Raw genomic sequence first — 17,119 nt, forward strand, 5'->3', positions numbered from 1 at the left:
TTCGAGGGGGGACATGGCATATCCCGTGCTTTTGGACATATTCAAACTCACAGCATTCGTCAGATGTCAACAAGTGTATGTAGCGGTTAGAAGGACAATACGATTCGCCAGCAGGAACCCGACAGCCCGAGGGGGTTAGAGCGCTAAGCTTGCGGTTCGATATTGTGATTATGCCGGAAAAAATTGGTCGGGTCGTATTTATGCTTGATGGAGGCTAATTTCGCGTAATTGTCCCCATAAGTATCTTTCGTGATTTGGCGGTCGTTCCGGACCGTGTTCAGATACGACGTTTTGCGAACCGAATACGGCAGCATCGTTTCATAAGCGGATTCGATCCAATCCTTGAATGTCTTCTCTTCTTCCATCGGATAATCGACATCGAAGCAAAGGAGAAACGAGGCATCCCGAACGGCAAACGCCGTCGCGTCGGAAGGGATCCGGTTCATTTTGCCGTGGCATTCCCAGAATTGAACCAATAAGGACGGTCTCGGCAATAACTCGATCTTGGCGAGCAGGGCGTCAATCGCTTCGTCGTTGAACTCTTTAATGAATAACGACGTTCCTGCAACAGCGACATTTTTCGGCGCCGCGAGGTCGAACCTCGACTGCAGCTCCGTATATCGGACGATTCCCGTATTATCCGAGATCGGTTGAGCCAATTCGCGAAGCGGTTGAACGGCCTTCTCCCCGCCGTCTTTATCTCCGGCATATAAACCGGCAATCACGATGACCCGCTTATTATGCAGCGACTCGGGCACGCCCGGAGCGGCAGGCATTTGGAAGGTCATCATGTTAAAGGATACTTCGTCGGGCGCCGTACGCAAAAAAGCTTGGGTATTGCGCAAAACTTGTTTAGCATCCTTATAGTCGTACATAACGTCGAGCGCCAGAACTTCAGGTCCCAGCGGATATAATTGAAATTCGAAAGAAGTGACGATGCCGAAGTTGCCGCCGCCGCCGCGGATCGCCCAGAACAAATCGGGATTCTCCTGAGCGTTGACTTGTAGGTGTTCTCCATCGGCCGTAACCATTCGAACGGATACGATATTGTCGCTCGTCAAGCCGTATTTGCCTCTCAAATAACCGGTGCCGCCGCATAAAGCAAGTCCGGCGATGCCCGTTTCCGTAACGGTTCCGGTCGGCGTTACCATGCCGTATTTTTGCGTTTCCGCATCAACGTCGCCGAGTGTCGCCCCCGGTTCTACGATCGCGACGCGGCGCTCCAAATCGACAGTTACCTTGCGCATTTCGGAGAAATCGACCATGATGCCGCCGTCGCATATGGCTGTTCCGGCTACATGATGACCGCCGCCGCGAATCGTCACTGCAAACTCTTTTTCTTTGGCGAATTTTACGGCAGCGACGGCATCGGAAGCGGCTTTGCAAACCACAATCGCCGCGGGATGTTTATCGAAGGCGGTGTTCCATATTTTTCTTCTATCGTGATAGCCTTCCTCGCCCGTTAAAATGAGTCGTCCGATTAACTCCGCTTTTAATTGCTCGAACAAATGGTTTCCCTCCTAAGTATGGTAGATTGTCCGCTGCTCCGTTAATTCGATAGACAATAGACGGCAGTGGAACTGTGTACATTATAGCTCACATAGTACACTTAGTAAATATTTATATTTATAAAGTGTACTATATTTCGGTCCGGGGCGATTTTAAGGGTACAAAATGCCGATGCTGGCGCTCTCGTACGGTTGACTTGGAATTGCCGCCGTTTCAACGGCATATGCATCCTAATGACGGGATTTTTCGGGGAAGGGGCATGAGCAATATGGCATTTTCCTATGTCGTGCAAAAGGGAGACACCGTCTACAGAATCGCCAAACGATTGGGTGTCCGCGTACAGGAAATAGCGGCTGCCAATCCGCAGCTTGGGAATGTCGATCAAATCGTCCCCGGCCAAATGCTGACGATTCCGCAGGCCGTTCCAAACCGATATGTCGTGCAGCGGGGCGATACCTTCTATTACATAACCAAAAGATTTGATATAGCCCCGTCCGATTTGCTGGCCGCCAATCCGGGTCTTGATCCGCAGCGGCTGCAGGCAGGACGTACGATTTTGCTTCCGTCCGGCAAAAGGACGGCGATCGTAGACACGACGGTCATGTACGGGTACGTCGAAATGATGGACGATATATCGGCCCTGCTGCAGGCTTATCCGTTTATCGGCTGCGAGGTTATCGGCGAAAGCGTCCTCCGCAAGGATATACCGGCGCTGCGGATCGGCACCGGTCCGAAGCGGATTCATTATCAGGCTTCCATTCACGCGAACGAATGGATTACGGCGCCGCTGCTGATGAAATTCGCCGAGGAATATGCGGCGGCTTACTCGGGAGGCACGCTGCTTCGGGGCAGGAGTGCGCGAAAGTTATACGAGAACGCAACGCTGTGGCTTGCACCGATGCTGAATCCGGACGGGGTTGAGCTTGTCCAGGAAGGCATCACCCCGCAGCATCCGTATTACCGCGAATTATTGGATATGAATAACGGTTCGTTCGATTTTTCCAAGTGGAAGGCGAATATTCGCGGCGTCGATTTGAACGATCAGTTTCCCGCGCGCTGGGAAGCGGAGCGGGAGCGACGGGCTGCAGCCGGGCCCGGCCCGTCCGATTATTCCGGGGCTGCGCCGCTTTGCGAGCCGGAAGCGAAGGCGATTGCCGATTTTACGCGAAGTAAAGATTTCAGTCTCATCGTTTCTTTCCATACGCAAGGCCGGGAAATCTATTGGAATTACCGCGATTTGGAGCCGTTCGAGTCCGAGTCGATCGCCAAACGCTTCGGCCAAGCGAGCGGATACCGGGTCGTCAAGCTGACCGGCAGCGACGCCGGATGCAAGGACTGGTTTATCCAGGATTTCCGTCGCCCCGGATTTACGGTTGAAGCCGGAATCGGCGTCAACCCGCTGCCGATCGGGCAATTTCCGGCAATCTATAATGAAACCGTCGGCATTATGCTGGAAGGGCTCAATGTTTAACAAAAAATTTGATTACCTGAAATGCCTCCATCTGGTAAAATATTGTTATACATAGATAAAAACGGAACAGGAGAGGCGAGGGGAACGGTGTGCTTGTGAACAAAACGAAAGAACAAGATCCGAAGCAGCAGGCCGTCGACAACAGGAAACGGATGACGTTCCGTCTGAATTTGTTTTTCTTTTCCGTATTTTTTTTGTTTAGCGTGCTGCTCGTCCGGCTTGCTTATTTGCAATTCGTAGAAGGCGAGGATCTGAAGGCTTCGGAGACGTTCATCGATTACAAACCTACTCCGATCGCTCCGATCCGCGGAAATATCTACGATTCCAACGGACATCCGATTGCGGTTTCAAAGCCGGTGCAATCGTTGTATTTCCGTGTCGAGGTAGGCCAGAGTGATGACGATATCATTGAGATCGCCTATGGGCTGGAGGGAATTTTCGAAGAACACGGCAAAGCCGGGCAGGAAACGCTGACCGCCGCCGACATCCTGAAGCGGATGGACGTAGGCATCAATCTCGATAAGTCGAAGGCCAAAAATCCGAGCTTCTACAATGTGCCGCGGCGTATCAAGACGGATTTGTCCAAGGACGAGGCGGCCGTTATTACCGAACACCGCGATGAGCTGCAGGGCATCGAGATCGTCGAGGAGAGCATCCGCCAATACGATCCCCAAAGCATAGCGGCACAGCTCGTCGGTTATTTGAAGCGGTTCAACGCCGCAAGGGAGAAGCAGAACGGACTCGCCTACTACAAGGAACAACCTAAAGGCGAATATATGGATACGGAGGATGTCGGCTTTGACGGTATCGAGCTGATGTATCAAGAACAACTCCGCGGCAAAAAAGGGTTGAAGACGTATCCGGTTAATGCGATCAACAAAATTATCGGCATTCCGGAAATTGCCCCGCCTACGCGTGGCAACAATATTTATCTAACAATCAATAAAGATGTTCAACTTGTGGCCGAGCAGGCGATCACGGATCAAATTCAGCTGCTTCAACAGAAAGATTACGGCCTAGGAAAAGGCATGGCGGCTCGCTCGGGCTACGCCGTCGCGATGGAGGTCGACACGGGCCGGGTTGTCGCTATGGCGAGCATGCCGGACTACGATACAAACATATGGACAGGCAGCAGCATTCCGGTCGAGGCTTATAACAAGATCAGACAATTTGTCAATAACGGGACGATCCGCACGTCTTATCCCGATTACCCGGAGAAGGAAATGAACGCTCATACGAATTCCCTCGTATTTCTGGGGTCGACGATCAAGCCCTTAACCGTGCTGATCGGCTTGAATGAGCGTTTGTTCGGCTTGAGGGAAACATATTATGATCCGGGGTATTACGTGTTTGGCGCCGACAACAGCCGTATTATCAACTCCGACGGCTATGCCAACGGTTCGTTGAATGCAACCTCCGCCATTCAGAAGTCGTCGAACACGTTCATGTCCGCGATGATCGGCGTACCGCTGTGGAACAAATACGGCAGGGAGAAAGGAACGGCCATGCAGGTTTGGGCCGACTATTTGGCGAAGTTCGGGCTTGGAGTATCGACCGGAAGCGGGATGCCGGGCGAGTATAACGGAGCGAACGATTTTTTTGCGAATGCCAAACAGAGCAGTATCATGTCGGCAATGGTATATGCGTCCTGGGGACAAAACGAGCGCTATACGACGCTGCAGCTCGCTCAGTTTGCAGCTACGCTGGCCAGCCGCGGCAAACGGATCAAGCCGCAATTCGTCGAGAAAATCGTGGACCCGAACAACAACACCGTTCAGCAGTTGGAGCCTGTCGTACTCGATGAGGTGAAGTTCGCGAGCGAGCACTGGGATGCCGTTATCGCCGGGATGAAGAGCAGCGCCGAGGGCATCGACACGTTGCCGTATAACGTGGCGAGGAAGACGGGAACGTCGACGCAGGATGTCAGCAATGGCAAAAGCAAAGTGGACAACGCCGTGCTAATCGCGTTCGCACCGGCGGAAAAGCCGAAGCTTGCGGTCGCCGTCGTCGTACCGGAGGGAGGCTTCGGCAAATATGGCGCCGCGCCGATCGCCGCGAAAATATTCGAAGCGTACGACAAAGCGGTAGGCGGACTGAGCGGAGCGGTGAAGTAAGGAGCGCGCTGCCGGACCGAGCAGTGGGGAGGAGCGGTGAAGTAAGGAGCGCGCTGCTGGACCGAGCAGTAGGGAGGAGCGGTGAAGTAAGGAGCGCGCTGCTGGACCGAGCAGTGGGAGGAGCGGTGAAGTAAGGAGCGCGCTGCCGGACCGAGCAGTGGGAGGAGCGGTGAAGTAAGGAGCGCGCAGCTGGACCGAGAAGTGGGGAGGAGCGGTGAAGTAAGGAGCACGCTGCCGGATCGAACAGTAGGGAGGAGCGGTGAAGTAAGGAGCACGCTGCCGGACCAAACAGTAAGGAATGCAGGTAGATAACGTGAAGGATTAATCGTCGAGCGAAATGAATAGCGGAACCAGGAGGGGCGTCCGCGGATGCCCCTTTTTTTGAAATCACGGAAAGTATATTTCCGCGGATTGGTCGAGTTCCAGATAAACGCGCCTTTCCTTAAGCGTATGCTTACAAAGTCGCTTTCTTCGAAAGCGTTTAGGATGGCAAAGCCGTTCATCCCTACTGATGCCATTAAGGCGCCTCTATATGCTGGAGTCCGAAATAGCCCGCTTGGAGCAAGGGATCGAGGTTCTTCTTACGCTGGAGTCCGATTTTTCCGGCTTGGCGAACGGATTTATCGGTGTACCGTGCAAAAGAGCTGCTGCAAGCAGGCGTTTTCGGACTACAAGCGGAGAAAGGAAGCCGTATTCGATTCCAAGTGGGCAAAATCGAAATGCAGCGCATGCAAGCGACGAGCGAGGATGGGCAAGCGGGCAGGAATGCCGGTTGGAGGACCGGTAAATGCCAGATCCGTGACAGAAAGCGCCGAAGGCGAACAAGTGGTAATGGGTAGGGCCGGCAAAGGGGCTTCGCTAAGGGGCCGCCTTCGTGTTTCTACCTTGCAAGAAGTTCGAAGAAACACGATTACAGGAGTTGAAAGCCATACCCATTGCCACGTCAACGAACAAACGTATATCGAACGCCAAAACCGCCGCAAGGCGGTTTTCTCAAAGTCCCAGAAAATACATCCTCCGCGGATTGTTCAACTTCCCGGTAAACGCGCCTGTCCTTAAGCATATGCTTACGAAGTCGCTTTCTTCGAAAGCGATAGGACGGTGTAGCCGTTTATCCTTACTAGAAGTCCAAGCTCGTTCGGAGCAGTTCCTTGAAATCCGAGCACTCGGACAGAGGCTCCGGAATGCTATGCAATCGTTTATCGTTCTTGCGGTTGATCCATACGCTTCTGATTCCTAGCGCGGAAGGGCCTTTCACATCCTCGATCTGCGCATCCCCGACATATACGACCTCCGATGGCCGGCAGTCAAGCGATTCCAATATTTTTGCGAAAAATTCGACGCTCGGCTTATATACGCGCAGCGATTCCGATGAGAAAATAGGGCCGATATCGAGCCCGTTTCTGCTCAGATCCGCAAGCAGCGGTTCATGATCGCTATTCGAGCCGACGGCGAGTCGGAAGCGGGTCGAAAGCTCCGCGAGGACGGCCGGCACCTCCGGGAAGACGGCGCGTTTGCCCAGCGTATTCAGCATATAGCGGACGTCCAGTTCCGGATCGCCTTGAATATTGAAGGCTTCATAGGTTTGCGCGAGTCCGATCCGGAAAATATCCGATTCCGCCTGAAATATACCGGAACGGCACAACTCGTGATGGTTTCGTTTCCATGTTTCGTAAAAAGGCTTCGGGTCCATATCAGACTGCCGACTGCCGAGAATTTGCTCCACTGCCGTCATCGAGCCTTTGCCGGTATCGATTAAGGTGCCGTAGCAATCGAAAACAATCGTCGTAATCAACAACAATCCCCGCCTCATGATTATGATCAAACGTACTGCAAACCCCAATAAACCGGAGTGTTCAACCATTATACCTGAATTTTACAGCGGCGTCATCGAACATTCCTGCCGAACATAGGCATGGCAAAATGAAAACAGCTCCCGGCCGGGAGCTGTTCCGCTAGTTAAAAGATAAGCCGGACTTTACAGGTTTCACATAACAAATGCATATATTTCAACCGTAAACGCGCGCGTCCGAGCTTGTGCTTACGAAGTCGCTTTCTTCAAAAGCGTTTAGGATGGCGAAGCCTTTTTTACGAAAATACGTGAGGAGGGGGCACATTTTCATCATAACCTGCGGCCGAGAGGCCAAAAACGTTTATCCTTGATTCGTATGCAGCAGCAGCTGCAGACCGGGGGTGGCCGCGGCAATCTCAGCGATGCGCTGCTCGATTACCGCTATATCGAAACCTGTTGGAAACAGCTCCGCATCCGGCTCCACCGTGACGCTCGTGCCCGTTTCTTTCGTCTTGCCGATTTTCATGACGCCGGATTGCGGAATGCCATGTCGGTAATCCTGCCTATAGACCGTTTCCTCGCGGCGGATTTCAACGGAAAGCTTCTGGGACAAAGCGTTGATGACGGCGACGCTGATCCCTTTCTCCCCGCCCGGAGCATAAAAGGGAGCGCTCAGCTCCGGTCTCTGAATTTCGGTCATCACGCTTTGCACTTTGGGAACTTCGGTATGCGCTAACGCTTTAACGGGGATTCCGCGGCCGTCGTCCGAAATGGTGACGGAACGGTCGCCGTGAACAAAAATCGTCACTCCACGGCAAAAACCTGCACGATGCTCCAGTATGGCGTTCTCCAGCAGAGCCCATAGCAGCAGATGCGGGTCATTCCCGTTCGCAGCGCTTCCGAGGTAGACGCCGGCATTGCTTCGCACTTCCGTCATATCCAAATAGTTGCTCGTTTCCAGTAAATCGGCCGCTGCAGCGAGCAGCAGCAGCAAAGGCAGCGCCCGCCGATCCGGCAGCGAATAACGGCCGCCGCGTTCCTCTTGCACAAGCAAACCTGCCCCTTGCAGCGCTTTAATATGGTGGTATAGCTGTCCGGTTGTCCCCATGCCGAGCTTCTCGACAAGCTCCGCGCCGGTAAGCGGCTGCATCATGACGGCTCGCAGCAGATCGAGCCGCTGTTTGTGGCCGAGCGCCGCGATCACTTTGGCGGCCTTCTCGCCGTCAAGCTCGAGCAGCTGCCGGACTTGCCGCTCCTGCGGTGTCCAGCGATACGTGCGCTCCCCAAAGCGGTAACTGCCGGCATAAAACAGGCCGCCTTCCTCAGCACCGCCTTCGTTATCCTCATCATTGCTGACGTTTATGCCGTCAGCGGTTACCGGGACATCGAACCGGCGCACCTTGCCTGACGCCAAGCCTTCTTCAAGCAAACGTTCCAGCTTTTGAACTGCGGTACTTACCTGTTCCATTTGCGCTTGTAAAGCATAGATTTCAGCCCATGCATCCCGCATAACGATCGCCTCACTTCGATATTATTAAATTACGTAATTACGTTATAACGTAATATTAGCAAAAAACCGTCACTTTGTAAATAGTTCCATCTTGCTCGAAAGCCGAAATTTGAGCGGCAATTCACAGCGCTGATTTCCATTCGGATTGCAGGCTGCCACCCGCATAGAACTATCCGATATAAAGCGGTGGAGGGGAGGCGTGCGATAGTAGTACGTTGACAGCGTTTGATCCAAGGTTTTCTGCCCGCACTTTTCATGAGGGGATCCGCAGTGGAAAGGGCGGGTTCGTATAAGGCCACGAGCACCCAAACCTTGCATTTCATGGGGCTATCCCAAAAGTGCAGTGCGAAATGGACTAGTCCCAAATTGTAAACAAAGAAGCTTCCAAAACCACTGATACTGACAAAGTGGGGATGGAAGCTCCTATTACTGTTGATTTAGTGCTCGAAGTGGGACGGAAAAATTACAAAAATGACATTTGGGAAAGCCGCTCTTAATCCAAGGATTACTGCCCGGCTTGCCGTGAATGAGCCCGTGATCAAACGGTGGTTTTGTATGCAGCACATTTGCGCTCGTACCTTGAATTTGAAGTGGTCAACGTATTAGACGCCATCAAGTTTAAACTAGGATTCCTGACCTGGTTACGAAAGCAAACACGGAACTCGTAATGGTTATTCACGAACTGTGCGATTAGTGGAGAAAATCTTATTGTTCATGAGGCTGTCCTCACTATTTCGCAGGTGAAAAACTAGTTCTCGCCCATCAGTGAGGCAAACGCAACTATCAATTTCGTTTGTCTCACTAATAATTGCGTTTGCCTCATTACCTCGCCAGAATACGGGTTTTTGGCGAGAGATAGTGAGGTTTGCCTTATGAACAGTAAACTTTTCCTTACTATTTCTCCAGAACACAAGTCATCAGCTCCACGAGGGGGATTTAAGTAGAGAAGGGGGGCTGAGCATCAACGGAGTAAAAGTCGGAGTAAGCAAGAGGAGGAGCAGGCCGCAATGAGTATCCGGCATTGCCTTTAGCGGCGGAATTGCACCATTTGAAAAGTCGGCATGATAGAATAGAAGGGATAATGAACGGAGGAGGACGAGCATGAAGGTCAAACGAATCGTCGCCAATATCAATACACAGGATATTGCGGCAGCAAAGTGCTTTTATCAGGATGTGCTGGGGCTTGATGTGCTGATGGATCACGGCTGGATTGCAACGTATGGTTCGCGCGAGAAGATGGACGTCCAAATTAGCTTCGCTTCCGAGGGGGGCTCGGACACGGCCGTGCCCGATCTGTCGATTGAAGTGGATGATGTAGACGCTGCGTACGAACGCATGCTGAGAGCGGGGTTTCCCGTACAATACGGGCCTGCCGATGAGCCATGGGGCGTTCGGAGGTTTTATGTACGAGATCCTTTTGGCAAGCTGATCAATATCGTTGCCCACGTACAATCCGACTGACGCCCTGCTAACCGAACCGTTTCGATCGATTTTGCTTTATTTGCGTTTTTTGGCCGAAATCGCCTTGAGATCGTCTTCCGCATACCACGGATTCAAATGAACAAGCACCTCATCGACGTCCTCGTGCGCGTCTTTAATCGCTTTTTTGATTTCGCGGCTAATATCGTGGCCTTCCTGAATGGAAAGATGCCCGGGAATGCTCGCCCGCACGTCGACCAAAATGTATTGGCCGTGCTCGCGCGCCCGCAGACGGTCGATCCGCTTCACTTCCCGGACGGCTCTGACGAGCGACGCAAATTGCTTGATTTTATCCGGATCCACGGTCCGGTCCATCAAAATATCGACCGCATCTTTGCCCATCTCGTAGGCGAGCTTCAAAACAAGAACGGCGACGATAATACCGGCGGCCGGATCCCCGTATTTCAAAAGCGTTATGCCGGTCCAGTCGCCGACAAGCGCCAGCGTAATGCCGACAACTGCGGCAGCCGAGGCGTATACGTCAGCCAAATGATCGTAAGCCGTCGCGATTAATGCTTTGGATTTGGATTGCTTGCCGATTTTCATGGTATACATATACAGCCACTGCTTCCAGACTAGGGAAATGAAGGCGGCGATAAGCGCAATCAGATGAGCTTCCGGCGGCGGGCCGAAGAGCACTTCAATGGAGCTGTACCCGATCCATATCGCTGCCAAAAGCAAAATGACGGCAACGATTCCTGCTCCGACAACCTCCGCCTTGCCGTGCCCGTACGGATGATCTTCGTCTGCAGGCTGGCTAGAAATGCGCATCGAGCCGAATGCCGTCGCCGAGGCGATGACATCGCCTGCGTTATGGATGCCGTCTGCGATCAGCACGCCGCTTTTGAACAACACCCCGACTATAAGCTTAATAAGGGTTAATGCGATATTGCTGAACAGGCTGATACCAGCGGCGAACATCGACTTGTTTTTTTCTGCGTTCATCATTTATTCCTCCCGCCACGATAATTGCCCTTGGGAAACAAAAACCCTTAACCGTCGCCGGCTAAGGGTTAGATTGATTTTATGAGGACAAGATTCGAAATTTGTCTTGCTTGCACCTGCATATTGTTCACCATCGCAAATAAAGGATTCCTTCATCATACCATAATCCTCCTGCATGCGCAAAGCAGGGACTGAGATTAGGGCGCTTTCGCCATGCCTCCATCAATCCGAACGGAGACGTTGAATAATGGTGCACCCGCAGGCTACAATGTGGATAGGAGAAACCGCCGTGGCAATAATAGCGCTTAAAGAAAGGAAATCGCGGAATCAGCTCGAATTTTGCGGTAAACGTCAGCGTCAAAGGCGTTTATCCTTGACAGATGAGGATGACTTGAGGAGGGAGCCTATGCACAAGCTGCTGTCGCTTCGCCACTGGCTGCATGTTTTTAAACGGGTTTGGAAGCTGCTCGGATCTTCTGGGGTGCCGATTTGGGAGAAGCTTGTATTCACGGTGCCCGCACTCTTATATGTCGTGCTGCCCGATGCGCTGCCGATGCTGCCGATTGACGATATTGCAGTCGTGATGCTGCTCGCCAACTGGTTCGCCGAAAGAATGGAAAAGAAATATAAAATATAGCTTGACGCAAAACAATGCTTCGCGGCGCCGGACCTATCCCCATTTCGGTAAAAGGGCGGCGTGGTTGACGCCGGATAGGCTTTATTTAAATATGAGAAATATTTTATCGGTAAACGCGCCTGTCCTTAAGCATATGCTCACGAAGTCGCCTTCTTTGAAAGCGTTTAGGACGGGTAAGCCGTTTATCCTTAATTTTTCGAAAAGTATACCGTGGAAGCGGCTCTAAATCTCGGTAAACGCCAGCGTCAAAGACGCCGGTAGACGTTTATCCATGTGGGGGGAGTTTTTTTGGAAATAACGAAAATCGCAACTCATAAAATTTACGAGAAGGTTGCGGAGCAAATCAAGCGCCAAATCGTGGAGGGGAACCTGCAGCCGGGGGAAAAGCTGCCGTCGACCCGCGAGTTTTCCGAGCGCTTTCAAGTCGGACGTTCGACGATCCGCGAAGCGCTAAGCGCATTAAAGGCGATGGGGCTGGTCGAAAGCCGTCAAGGGGAAGGCAGTTATGTGCGCAGCAATATGCCGGAACAGGTGAGCATGCCCGATTTCGAATCGATGCAGCTAAGCCGGGAAACGGTGCTGGAGCTGTTGGAAGCGCGCAAATCGCTCGAGGTGTCGAACGCCGCTATTGCCGCGGAGAAACGGACCGAGGAAGATCTCGAGACGTTCGAGGGCATTTTGGCGACAATGCAGGAAAATCTGGGCAATGAGGCGGAAGGCGAGAAGGCCGATATGCTTTTTCATTTGACGCTTGCGAGGGCGACGCACAACACGATTATGGTCAGACTGTTGGAAACGATTTCGGGACAAATGGAATCGGCGATCCGCGGCACAAGGAGGCTGCAGATGTACTCGAACCATTCCGTATCCGCCCAGCTCTGGCGCGAGCACCAGAATATTTACGCCGCCATTCGGGCGGGGGATCCGCTCGCCGCGCAGGAAGCCATGCGGGAGCATCTTTTTCACGTGGAACGGGTGTTGATTCCGTACGTTAAATAAGTTAAGCGTTAACGGTGTTCAGCCGAATGCAGCCGTATGGCGCAGGCAAGGCGCCTTAAGATGACGTTTTACATAAAATGATTCCGCAAGCTTCCTTAGCGTTAGGTTATCCGTCGCTGAACGGAGTTTGCGTGCCGGTGGGAGTGGAGACGGATGCGCGGGGAAACCGATTTTTTGAGCAGGGTCTTTATCGATGAAGCGAACGAGTATTTTCAACTTCCGGAATCGGTCATGCAAGCCTTCTATGAGGAGATTGACAGAATAAATGCCGATTCGGAGCTTCAGCAGCTCGCTCGAGAGATGCACGGGCTGCTGTACGGAGCTGAAGGAAACAAAGAGGAAGCGATCGGCCGTTTGCAGCGGATGGGAACGGAGGCAGGGATGTTCGCCGCCGTCGTTTATGCCTCAGGCCTTCCAGCCGTCAAGGAGCTGTACGCGTCCAAAGGAATGCCTATGCATGTTCTAAAGGAAACGTTGAGCGACATGGGCATCTGGATGCAGCATCACGAGCAAAAGTACGGCAGCTGGGGGTTAAGCGAGCTGGGATGGTTGAACAGGCATTTCAGCGGCGGGATTTACAAGCTCGGACGTCTGCAATTTATGCCTCGAACGTATCGCGTCAAGGCCAATGTGTTTCGCAGCCGTTCGGGCGGCCGACTTATCGCTTTATCCGATGAGGGCGTACTCTTTCGTGCGGATGGACAAGCGGACGGTACGAACGGGGTTTACGATCCCGCCGGTTCCTGGGCTTCCGTTTATGAGAACGATGGACTAACGATTCGAGGGTACCGGCTTTCCCCTTACGGTTACGCGATCCGAGAGCCGATAGAGCTCGATGCGCGGGAGTGGGAGCAGGTTTTGAAGGAAGGGGACCCTGTGCTTGACGTACATATACCCGAGGGCGCTAAAATGACGCATGAGCTCTGCAGGGACTCCTACAGGCAAGCGGCAGCGTTCTTCGCCGAATTTTTGCCGGAGCATGCGGCGAAGGCTTTTACATGCACGTCTTGGCTGCTTAGTCCGCAGCTGCGCCTGCTGCTTCCGGATTCATCGAATATCGTAAAGTTTCAGAGCGATTATTATTGCACGCCCGTAGTTTCCGACGAGAAACAGACGTTCGAACGGGTTTTTGGCGCGATCCCGGAGGACTTCTCGCAAGCGCCGCGCGATTCGGCGCTTCGCCGGGCGGTGCTCGATCACGTGATGGCCGGCCATGCGATCCATGGCGGATCGGGGTTCATTATGCTGGAGTCGGCGGAAGACGGACGCTACGCGGATCGGGCGGATGCGGTCGGGAAAGCGCATGGCGCGGGGCTGTAAGAGGCTAGAAAGACTGGGGCGGTAAATGTTACGAATGGCTCAACCGCAGGATGAAAATAGTTGTTCGGGGACGATTGCCGGCGCAGCATGTGCGGCTCAAATCCCCGGGCAGCGAAATTTACTCTTTTCTTTTTCTAACTTATCTGATAACCTGACAAGTATGAGGATCATGGATGGTTTACATGTCAGAGGTCCGAAATTGAAACGTGAAAAAACGGAAGGAAGGATACCCATGCGAGTATCGTTGTTTATTACTTGTCTAGCCGACCAGCTGTATCCGGAGGTTGGTGAAAGCGTCGTCAGGCTGCTTCACCGCTACGGGTGCGAGGTCGATTTTCCGGAGGTGCAAACCTGCTGCGGCCAGCCGGCCTTCAACAGCGGCTACCAGGATGAAGCCCGCGAAGTGGCGCGGAATCTCGTTCGCGCGTTCGAGCACAGCGACTACGTCGTGACGCCGTCCGGTTCCTGCTCCGGCATGGTCCATCACTACTATCCGTACTTGTTCCAAGATGAGCCGGAATGGAAAGACAAAGCTGACAAGCTTGTCGCCAAAACGTACGAGTTTTCCCAATTTCTCGTGAAGGTGCTCGGCGTCAGCGATCTGGGGGCGTATTTTCCGGAAAAAGTAACCTACCATCCTTCGTGCCACGCCATGAGACTGGTCGGCATTAAGGAAGAACCGCAAGCGCTGCTAAGTAACGTTCAAGGAATGGAGTTCATCGATCTTCCGCGCAAGGAAGACTGCTGCGGCTTCGGAGGCACGTTCGCGGTCAAAATGGCCGACATGTCGCAGGCAATGGTTTGCGAGAAGGCGGCTAACGTATGCGCGACGAATGCGAACGTGCTCGTCGGTACGGATATGGGCTGTCTCATGAATATCGGGGGACGGCTTAATAAAGAAGGCAAGCCGATTCGCGTTTTGCATATTTCGCAGCTGCTGGAGGAAGGAGTGAATAACGGTGAGCGCAAGTAATGTACATGCGGGTCACGATCCGGAGCTGGATCTGATCGGTACGGGGTTGAAAAAAAGAACGGAGAAGGCGCTTGCCGACGAATTTTTGCGGAAAGCGGTCGCCTTTACGACGGATAAGCTGCGTACGGGAAAACTCGCGGCGACGGACGATTTCGGCAATTGGGAAGATTGGCGGGAACGTGCCAAAGCGATACGCGAGCATACGATCAGCCACCTTGATTATTATTTGACGCAATTTACCGATAATGTCTCCAAAAACGGCGGGAACGTTTATTTTTGCAATACGGCTTCGGATGCCGTCAAGCAGTTCATCGACATCGCCCGCAAGCATGATGCGAAGCTCGTCGCGAAAGGCAAATCGATGGTGTCGGAGGAAATGCATCTGAACCATCATCTGGAGCAGATCGGAATCGAAGCGATCGAGACCGATCTCGGCGAATATATTTTGCAGCTGGCGAAGGAAACGCCTTCCCACTTGATCATTCCGGCGATTCATAAAAACAAGCAGCAAATCGCCGATATTTTTTCCGAGGAATCGGGTACGCAGCTGCCTCCCGAGACGAAGCCGCTCGCCAATTTCGCCAAGCAAAAGCTGCGCAATTACTTTTTGGAAGCGGACATCGGTCTTACGGGCTGCAACTTCGGGGTTGCCGAATCGGGATCGATTACGCTCGTCTCGAACGAAGGCAACGGGCGTATGGTGTCTACGCTGCCGAAGGTCCACGTTGTCGTTATGGGGATGGAGCGGCTTATTCCGACCTTCGAGGACCTCGAGGTCGTGCTTAATATGCTGGCTCGCAGCGCGACCGGCCAGAAGCTGACCACGTACACGTCGATGATTACGGGCCCCAAACGTCCGGAGGATCTTGACGGGCCTGAGGAGCTGCATGTCATCGTGCTCGATAACGGCCGTTCGGCGCAGCTTGGCGATCCGATCTTTCAAGAGGTGCTGCACTGCATTCGCTGCGCGGCCTGCTTGAACGTTTGTCCGGTGTACCGCCATGTCGGCGGACATACTTACGGCGCCGTCTACAGCGGCCCGATCGGCGCGGTGCTGACGCCGCTTCTGATGCAGGATATGAAGGAAGCGGGGGCGCTTGCGAATGCGTCGAGCTTGTGCGGAGCTTGTTACGAGGCATGCCCGGTCAAAATACCGCTGCATGACATGCTCGTTCACCTGCGCCACCGCAAAGTCAAAATGAAGCTGACTCCGATGCTCGAACGTCTCGCGTTCCGCTCGTTCCAGACGATGTTCGGCAACGTGACGGTTTACAAAATGGCGACGAAATCGGCCTACTATTTGCAGAAGCCGTTCGTTCGCAACGGCAATATCCAGAAAGGGCCGGGACCGATGGCCGGCTGGACCGATTCGCGGTATTTCCCGATGAAGCCGAAGCAGTCCTTCCGCGACAAGTGGGCGGCGCTGCAGGAGGAGCTGAAGAACCGTCCGGCTGCCGTCAGCGGCAATAAAAACACGGACGATGCAAACGGCGCACGTTCCGGGGGCAATGCGAAAACAAACGGCAAGGGAGGCGGCGGGCGATAATGGCGGAGCAAAAGCAAGGACTCATTCAAGGTCGCGAAGCGTTCATGCAAAATATTGCAAAGCGGCTCGGCCGGCCTTCGCCGCTTACGAAAGCGCCGGATCATCCGTATCGCGGCGCACCGGATTTCTATAAGGCGGTGCAGCTGTCGACGGAGGAGAAGGTCGACCTGTTCTGCCGTACATGGACGGGACTGACGGGCAAGGTGCTGATCGTCAAGGAAGCGGAAGCGGAGCAAGCGATCGCGGCATATGCGCGCGAGGTGACCGCGGAGCTCGAGGCGAGCCGCGTCGCGATCTGGGAGCATGAGCGGCTTAACGCGCTCGGGCTCGCGGAGCGCTTGCGCGAGGGCGGCACCGCCGTCGTTCCATGGCGCGAAGACGCCGCGGAACCGAACGGCGCAGCCGCCCCGGCAGGGGCCGCCGGCTCGCGCTGGAGCGGGCGCAGCGCATTGCTGCGCGCCGCGGAGCGATGCGAGCTCGGCATCGTGTGGCCGGACTACGCGATCGCCAACACGAGCACGCTCGTGCTTCTCGCACGCGGCGGCAAAGGCCGCTCGGTCAGCTTGCTGCCCGGCGCGCTGCTCGGCATTTTTCATGCGGACCAGCTGGTCACGCGGATGGGCGAGGCGTTCGCCGGCATCAAGCAGGATTATCCCGAGGCGGTCGATTTGCCATCCTCGATCAACCTGATAACCGGTCCGAGCCGCAGCGCCGATATCGAGAACGATTTGACGATCGGCATTCACGGCCCCGGCAAAGTGTATGCGGTTATTATCGTTCCATAAGCGGATCTTTCCGGAAATATGAACAGTCGGCCTTCGTGC

Annotated in this window: 14 protein-coding genes; 10 read left to right on the plus strand and 4 right to left on the minus strand. The window is 53.8% G+C overall.

Features of this window, described 5'->3' with window-relative positions; translation table 11 throughout:
* Positions 1-143: 143 nt before the first annotated feature.
* Positions 144-1,508: an FAD-binding oxidoreductase gene (locus tag DQG23_RS22985; RefSeq protein ID WP_113033226.1), complete on the minus strand. Its 1,365-nt coding sequence runs from the start codon at positions 1,506-1,508 to the stop codon at positions 144-146.
* A 269-nt stretch (positions 1,509-1,777) separates the two neighbouring features.
* On the opposite strand from DQG23_RS22985, the gene DQG23_RS22990 reads away from it, so the two are divergent.
* From DQG23_RS22990 to DQG23_RS41870, 3 genes are all read left to right on the plus strand, one after another.
* Positions 1,778-2,980 carry a M14 family zinc carboxypeptidase gene (locus DQG23_RS22990; RefSeq protein ID WP_113033227.1) on the plus strand — a complete coding sequence of 401 codons (1,203 nt, stop codon included), beginning with the start codon at positions 1,778-1,780 and terminating at the stop codon, positions 2,978-2,980.
* Between the two features lie 152 nt (positions 2,981-3,132).
* Complete coding sequence (locus DQG23_RS22995) at positions 3,133-5,094, plus strand: peptidoglycan D,D-transpeptidase FtsI family protein (RefSeq protein ID WP_113033291.1); 1,962 nt, start codon at positions 3,133-3,135, stop codon at positions 5,092-5,094.
* Between the two features lie 532 nt (positions 5,095-5,626).
* Positions 5,627-5,881 carry a hypothetical protein gene (locus tag DQG23_RS41870; RefSeq protein WP_146762359.1) on the plus strand — a complete coding sequence of 85 codons (255 nt, stop codon included), beginning with the start codon at positions 5,627-5,629 and terminating at the stop codon, positions 5,879-5,881.
* 333 nt (positions 5,882-6,214) lie between these two features.
* Here DQG23_RS41870 and DQG23_RS23005 read toward each other — a convergent pair whose 3' ends face one another.
* Both DQG23_RS23005 and DQG23_RS23010 read right to left on the minus strand, forming a co-directional pair.
* Positions 6,215-6,889 (minus strand): HAD family hydrolase, encoded by a 675-nt coding sequence (locus DQG23_RS23005; protein WP_158560656.1) that lies wholly within the window; start codon positions 6,887-6,889, stop codon positions 6,215-6,217.
* Positions 6,890-7,247: 358 nt separating this feature from the next.
* On the minus strand, positions 7,248-8,396 hold the full coding sequence (locus tag DQG23_RS23010) for an ATP-binding protein (RefSeq protein WP_238177989.1): 1,149 nt from the start codon (positions 8,394-8,396) through the stop codon (positions 7,248-7,250).
* 1,101 nt (positions 8,397-9,497) lie between these two features.
* Here DQG23_RS23010 and DQG23_RS23015 point away from each other — a divergent pair.
* Complete coding sequence (locus DQG23_RS23015; protein WP_113033230.1) at positions 9,498-9,857, plus strand: VOC family protein; 360 nt, start codon at positions 9,498-9,500, stop codon at positions 9,855-9,857.
* Positions 9,858-9,893: 36 nt separating this feature from the next.
* Here the strand turns inward: DQG23_RS23015 and DQG23_RS23020 are convergent, their stop codons facing one another.
* Entirely contained in the window at positions 9,894-10,820 is a 927-nt protein-coding gene (locus tag DQG23_RS23020; RefSeq protein ID WP_238177990.1) for a cation diffusion facilitator family transporter, read from the minus strand.
* A gap of 406 nt (positions 10,821-11,226) precedes the next feature.
* Between DQG23_RS23020 and DQG23_RS23025 the strand changes: the two genes are divergently transcribed.
* From DQG23_RS23025 to DQG23_RS23055, 6 genes are all read left to right on the plus strand, one after another.
* Positions 11,227-11,457, plus strand: coding sequence for a YkvA family protein (locus tag DQG23_RS23025; RefSeq protein ID WP_113033231.1), 231 nt, complete (start codon positions 11,227-11,229; stop codon positions 11,455-11,457).
* Positions 11,458-11,745: 288 nt separating this feature from the next.
* Positions 11,746-12,456, plus strand: coding sequence for a FadR/GntR family transcriptional regulator (locus tag DQG23_RS23035; protein WP_113033233.1), 711 nt, complete (start codon positions 11,746-11,748; stop codon positions 12,454-12,456).
* Positions 12,457-12,609: 153 nt separating this feature from the next.
* Positions 12,610-13,776, plus strand: a complete 1,167-nt coding sequence (locus DQG23_RS23040; protein ID WP_113033234.1) for an acyltransferase domain-containing protein — start codon at positions 12,610-12,612, stop codon at positions 13,774-13,776.
* 232 nt (positions 13,777-14,008) lie between these two features.
* Positions 14,009-14,749, plus strand: coding sequence for a (Fe-S)-binding protein (locus DQG23_RS23045; RefSeq protein WP_113033235.1), 741 nt, complete (start codon positions 14,009-14,011; stop codon positions 14,747-14,749).
* The gene (locus DQG23_RS23050; RefSeq protein WP_238177991.1) at positions 14,736-16,295 is read left to right on the plus strand and encodes a LutB/LldF family L-lactate oxidation iron-sulfur protein; all 1,560 of its coding nucleotides are present in this window, start codon (positions 14,736-14,738) and stop codon (positions 16,293-16,295) included. The genes DQG23_RS23045 and DQG23_RS23050 overlap by 14 nt, the downstream gene beginning before the upstream one ends.
* Positions 16,295-17,080: a LutC/YkgG family protein gene (locus DQG23_RS23055; RefSeq protein WP_113033236.1), complete on the plus strand. Its 786-nt coding sequence runs from the start codon at positions 16,295-16,297 to the stop codon at positions 17,078-17,080. The genes DQG23_RS23050 and DQG23_RS23055 overlap by 1 nt, the downstream gene beginning before the upstream one ends.
* Positions 17,081-17,119: the final 39 nt, after the last annotated feature.

Origin of the sequence: Paenibacillus contaminans (assembly GCF_003285015.1) — a bacterium.
Taxonomy (GTDB): Bacteria; Bacillota; Bacilli; order Paenibacillales; family NBRC-103111; genus Paenibacillus_V; species Paenibacillus_V contaminans.

What these genes read in the sequence shown, in the direction of transcription:
- DQG23_RS22995 (WP_113033291.1), top strand. Translation starts at nt 3,133, where the DNA reads ATGACGTTCCGTCTGAATTTGTTTTTCTTTTCCGTATTTTTTTTGTTT.
- DQG23_RS23045 (WP_113033235.1), top strand. Translation starts at nt 14,009, where the DNA reads ATGCGAGTATCGTTGTTTATTACTTGTCTAGCCGACCAGCTGTATCCG.
- DQG23_RS23020 (WP_238177990.1), bottom strand. Translation starts at nt 10,820, where the DNA reads ATGAACGCAGAAAAAAACAAGTCGATGTTCGCCGCTGGTATCAGCCTG.
- DQG23_RS23055 (WP_113033236.1), top strand. Translation starts at nt 16,295, where the DNA reads ATGGCGGAGCAAAAGCAAGGACTCATTCAAGGTCGCGAAGCGTTCATG.
- DQG23_RS22990 (WP_113033227.1), top strand. Translation starts at nt 1,778, where the DNA reads ATGGCATTTTCCTATGTCGTGCAAAAGGGAGACACCGTCTACAGAATC.
- DQG23_RS23025 (WP_113033231.1), top strand. Translation starts at nt 11,227, where the DNA reads ATGCACAAGCTGCTGTCGCTTCGCCACTGGCTGCATGTTTTTAAACGG.
- DQG23_RS41870 (WP_146762359.1), top strand. Translation starts at nt 5,627, where the DNA reads ATGCTGGAGTCCGAAATAGCCCGCTTGGAGCAAGGGATCGAGGTTCTT.
- DQG23_RS23010 (WP_238177989.1), bottom strand. Translation starts at nt 8,396, where the DNA reads ATGCGGGATGCATGGGCTGAAATCTATGCTTTACAAGCGCAAATGGAA.
- DQG23_RS23015 (WP_113033230.1), top strand. Translation starts at nt 9,498, where the DNA reads ATGAAGGTCAAACGAATCGTCGCCAATATCAATACACAGGATATTGCG.
- DQG23_RS23040 (WP_113033234.1), top strand. Translation starts at nt 12,610, where the DNA reads ATGCGCGGGGAAACCGATTTTTTGAGCAGGGTCTTTATCGATGAAGCG.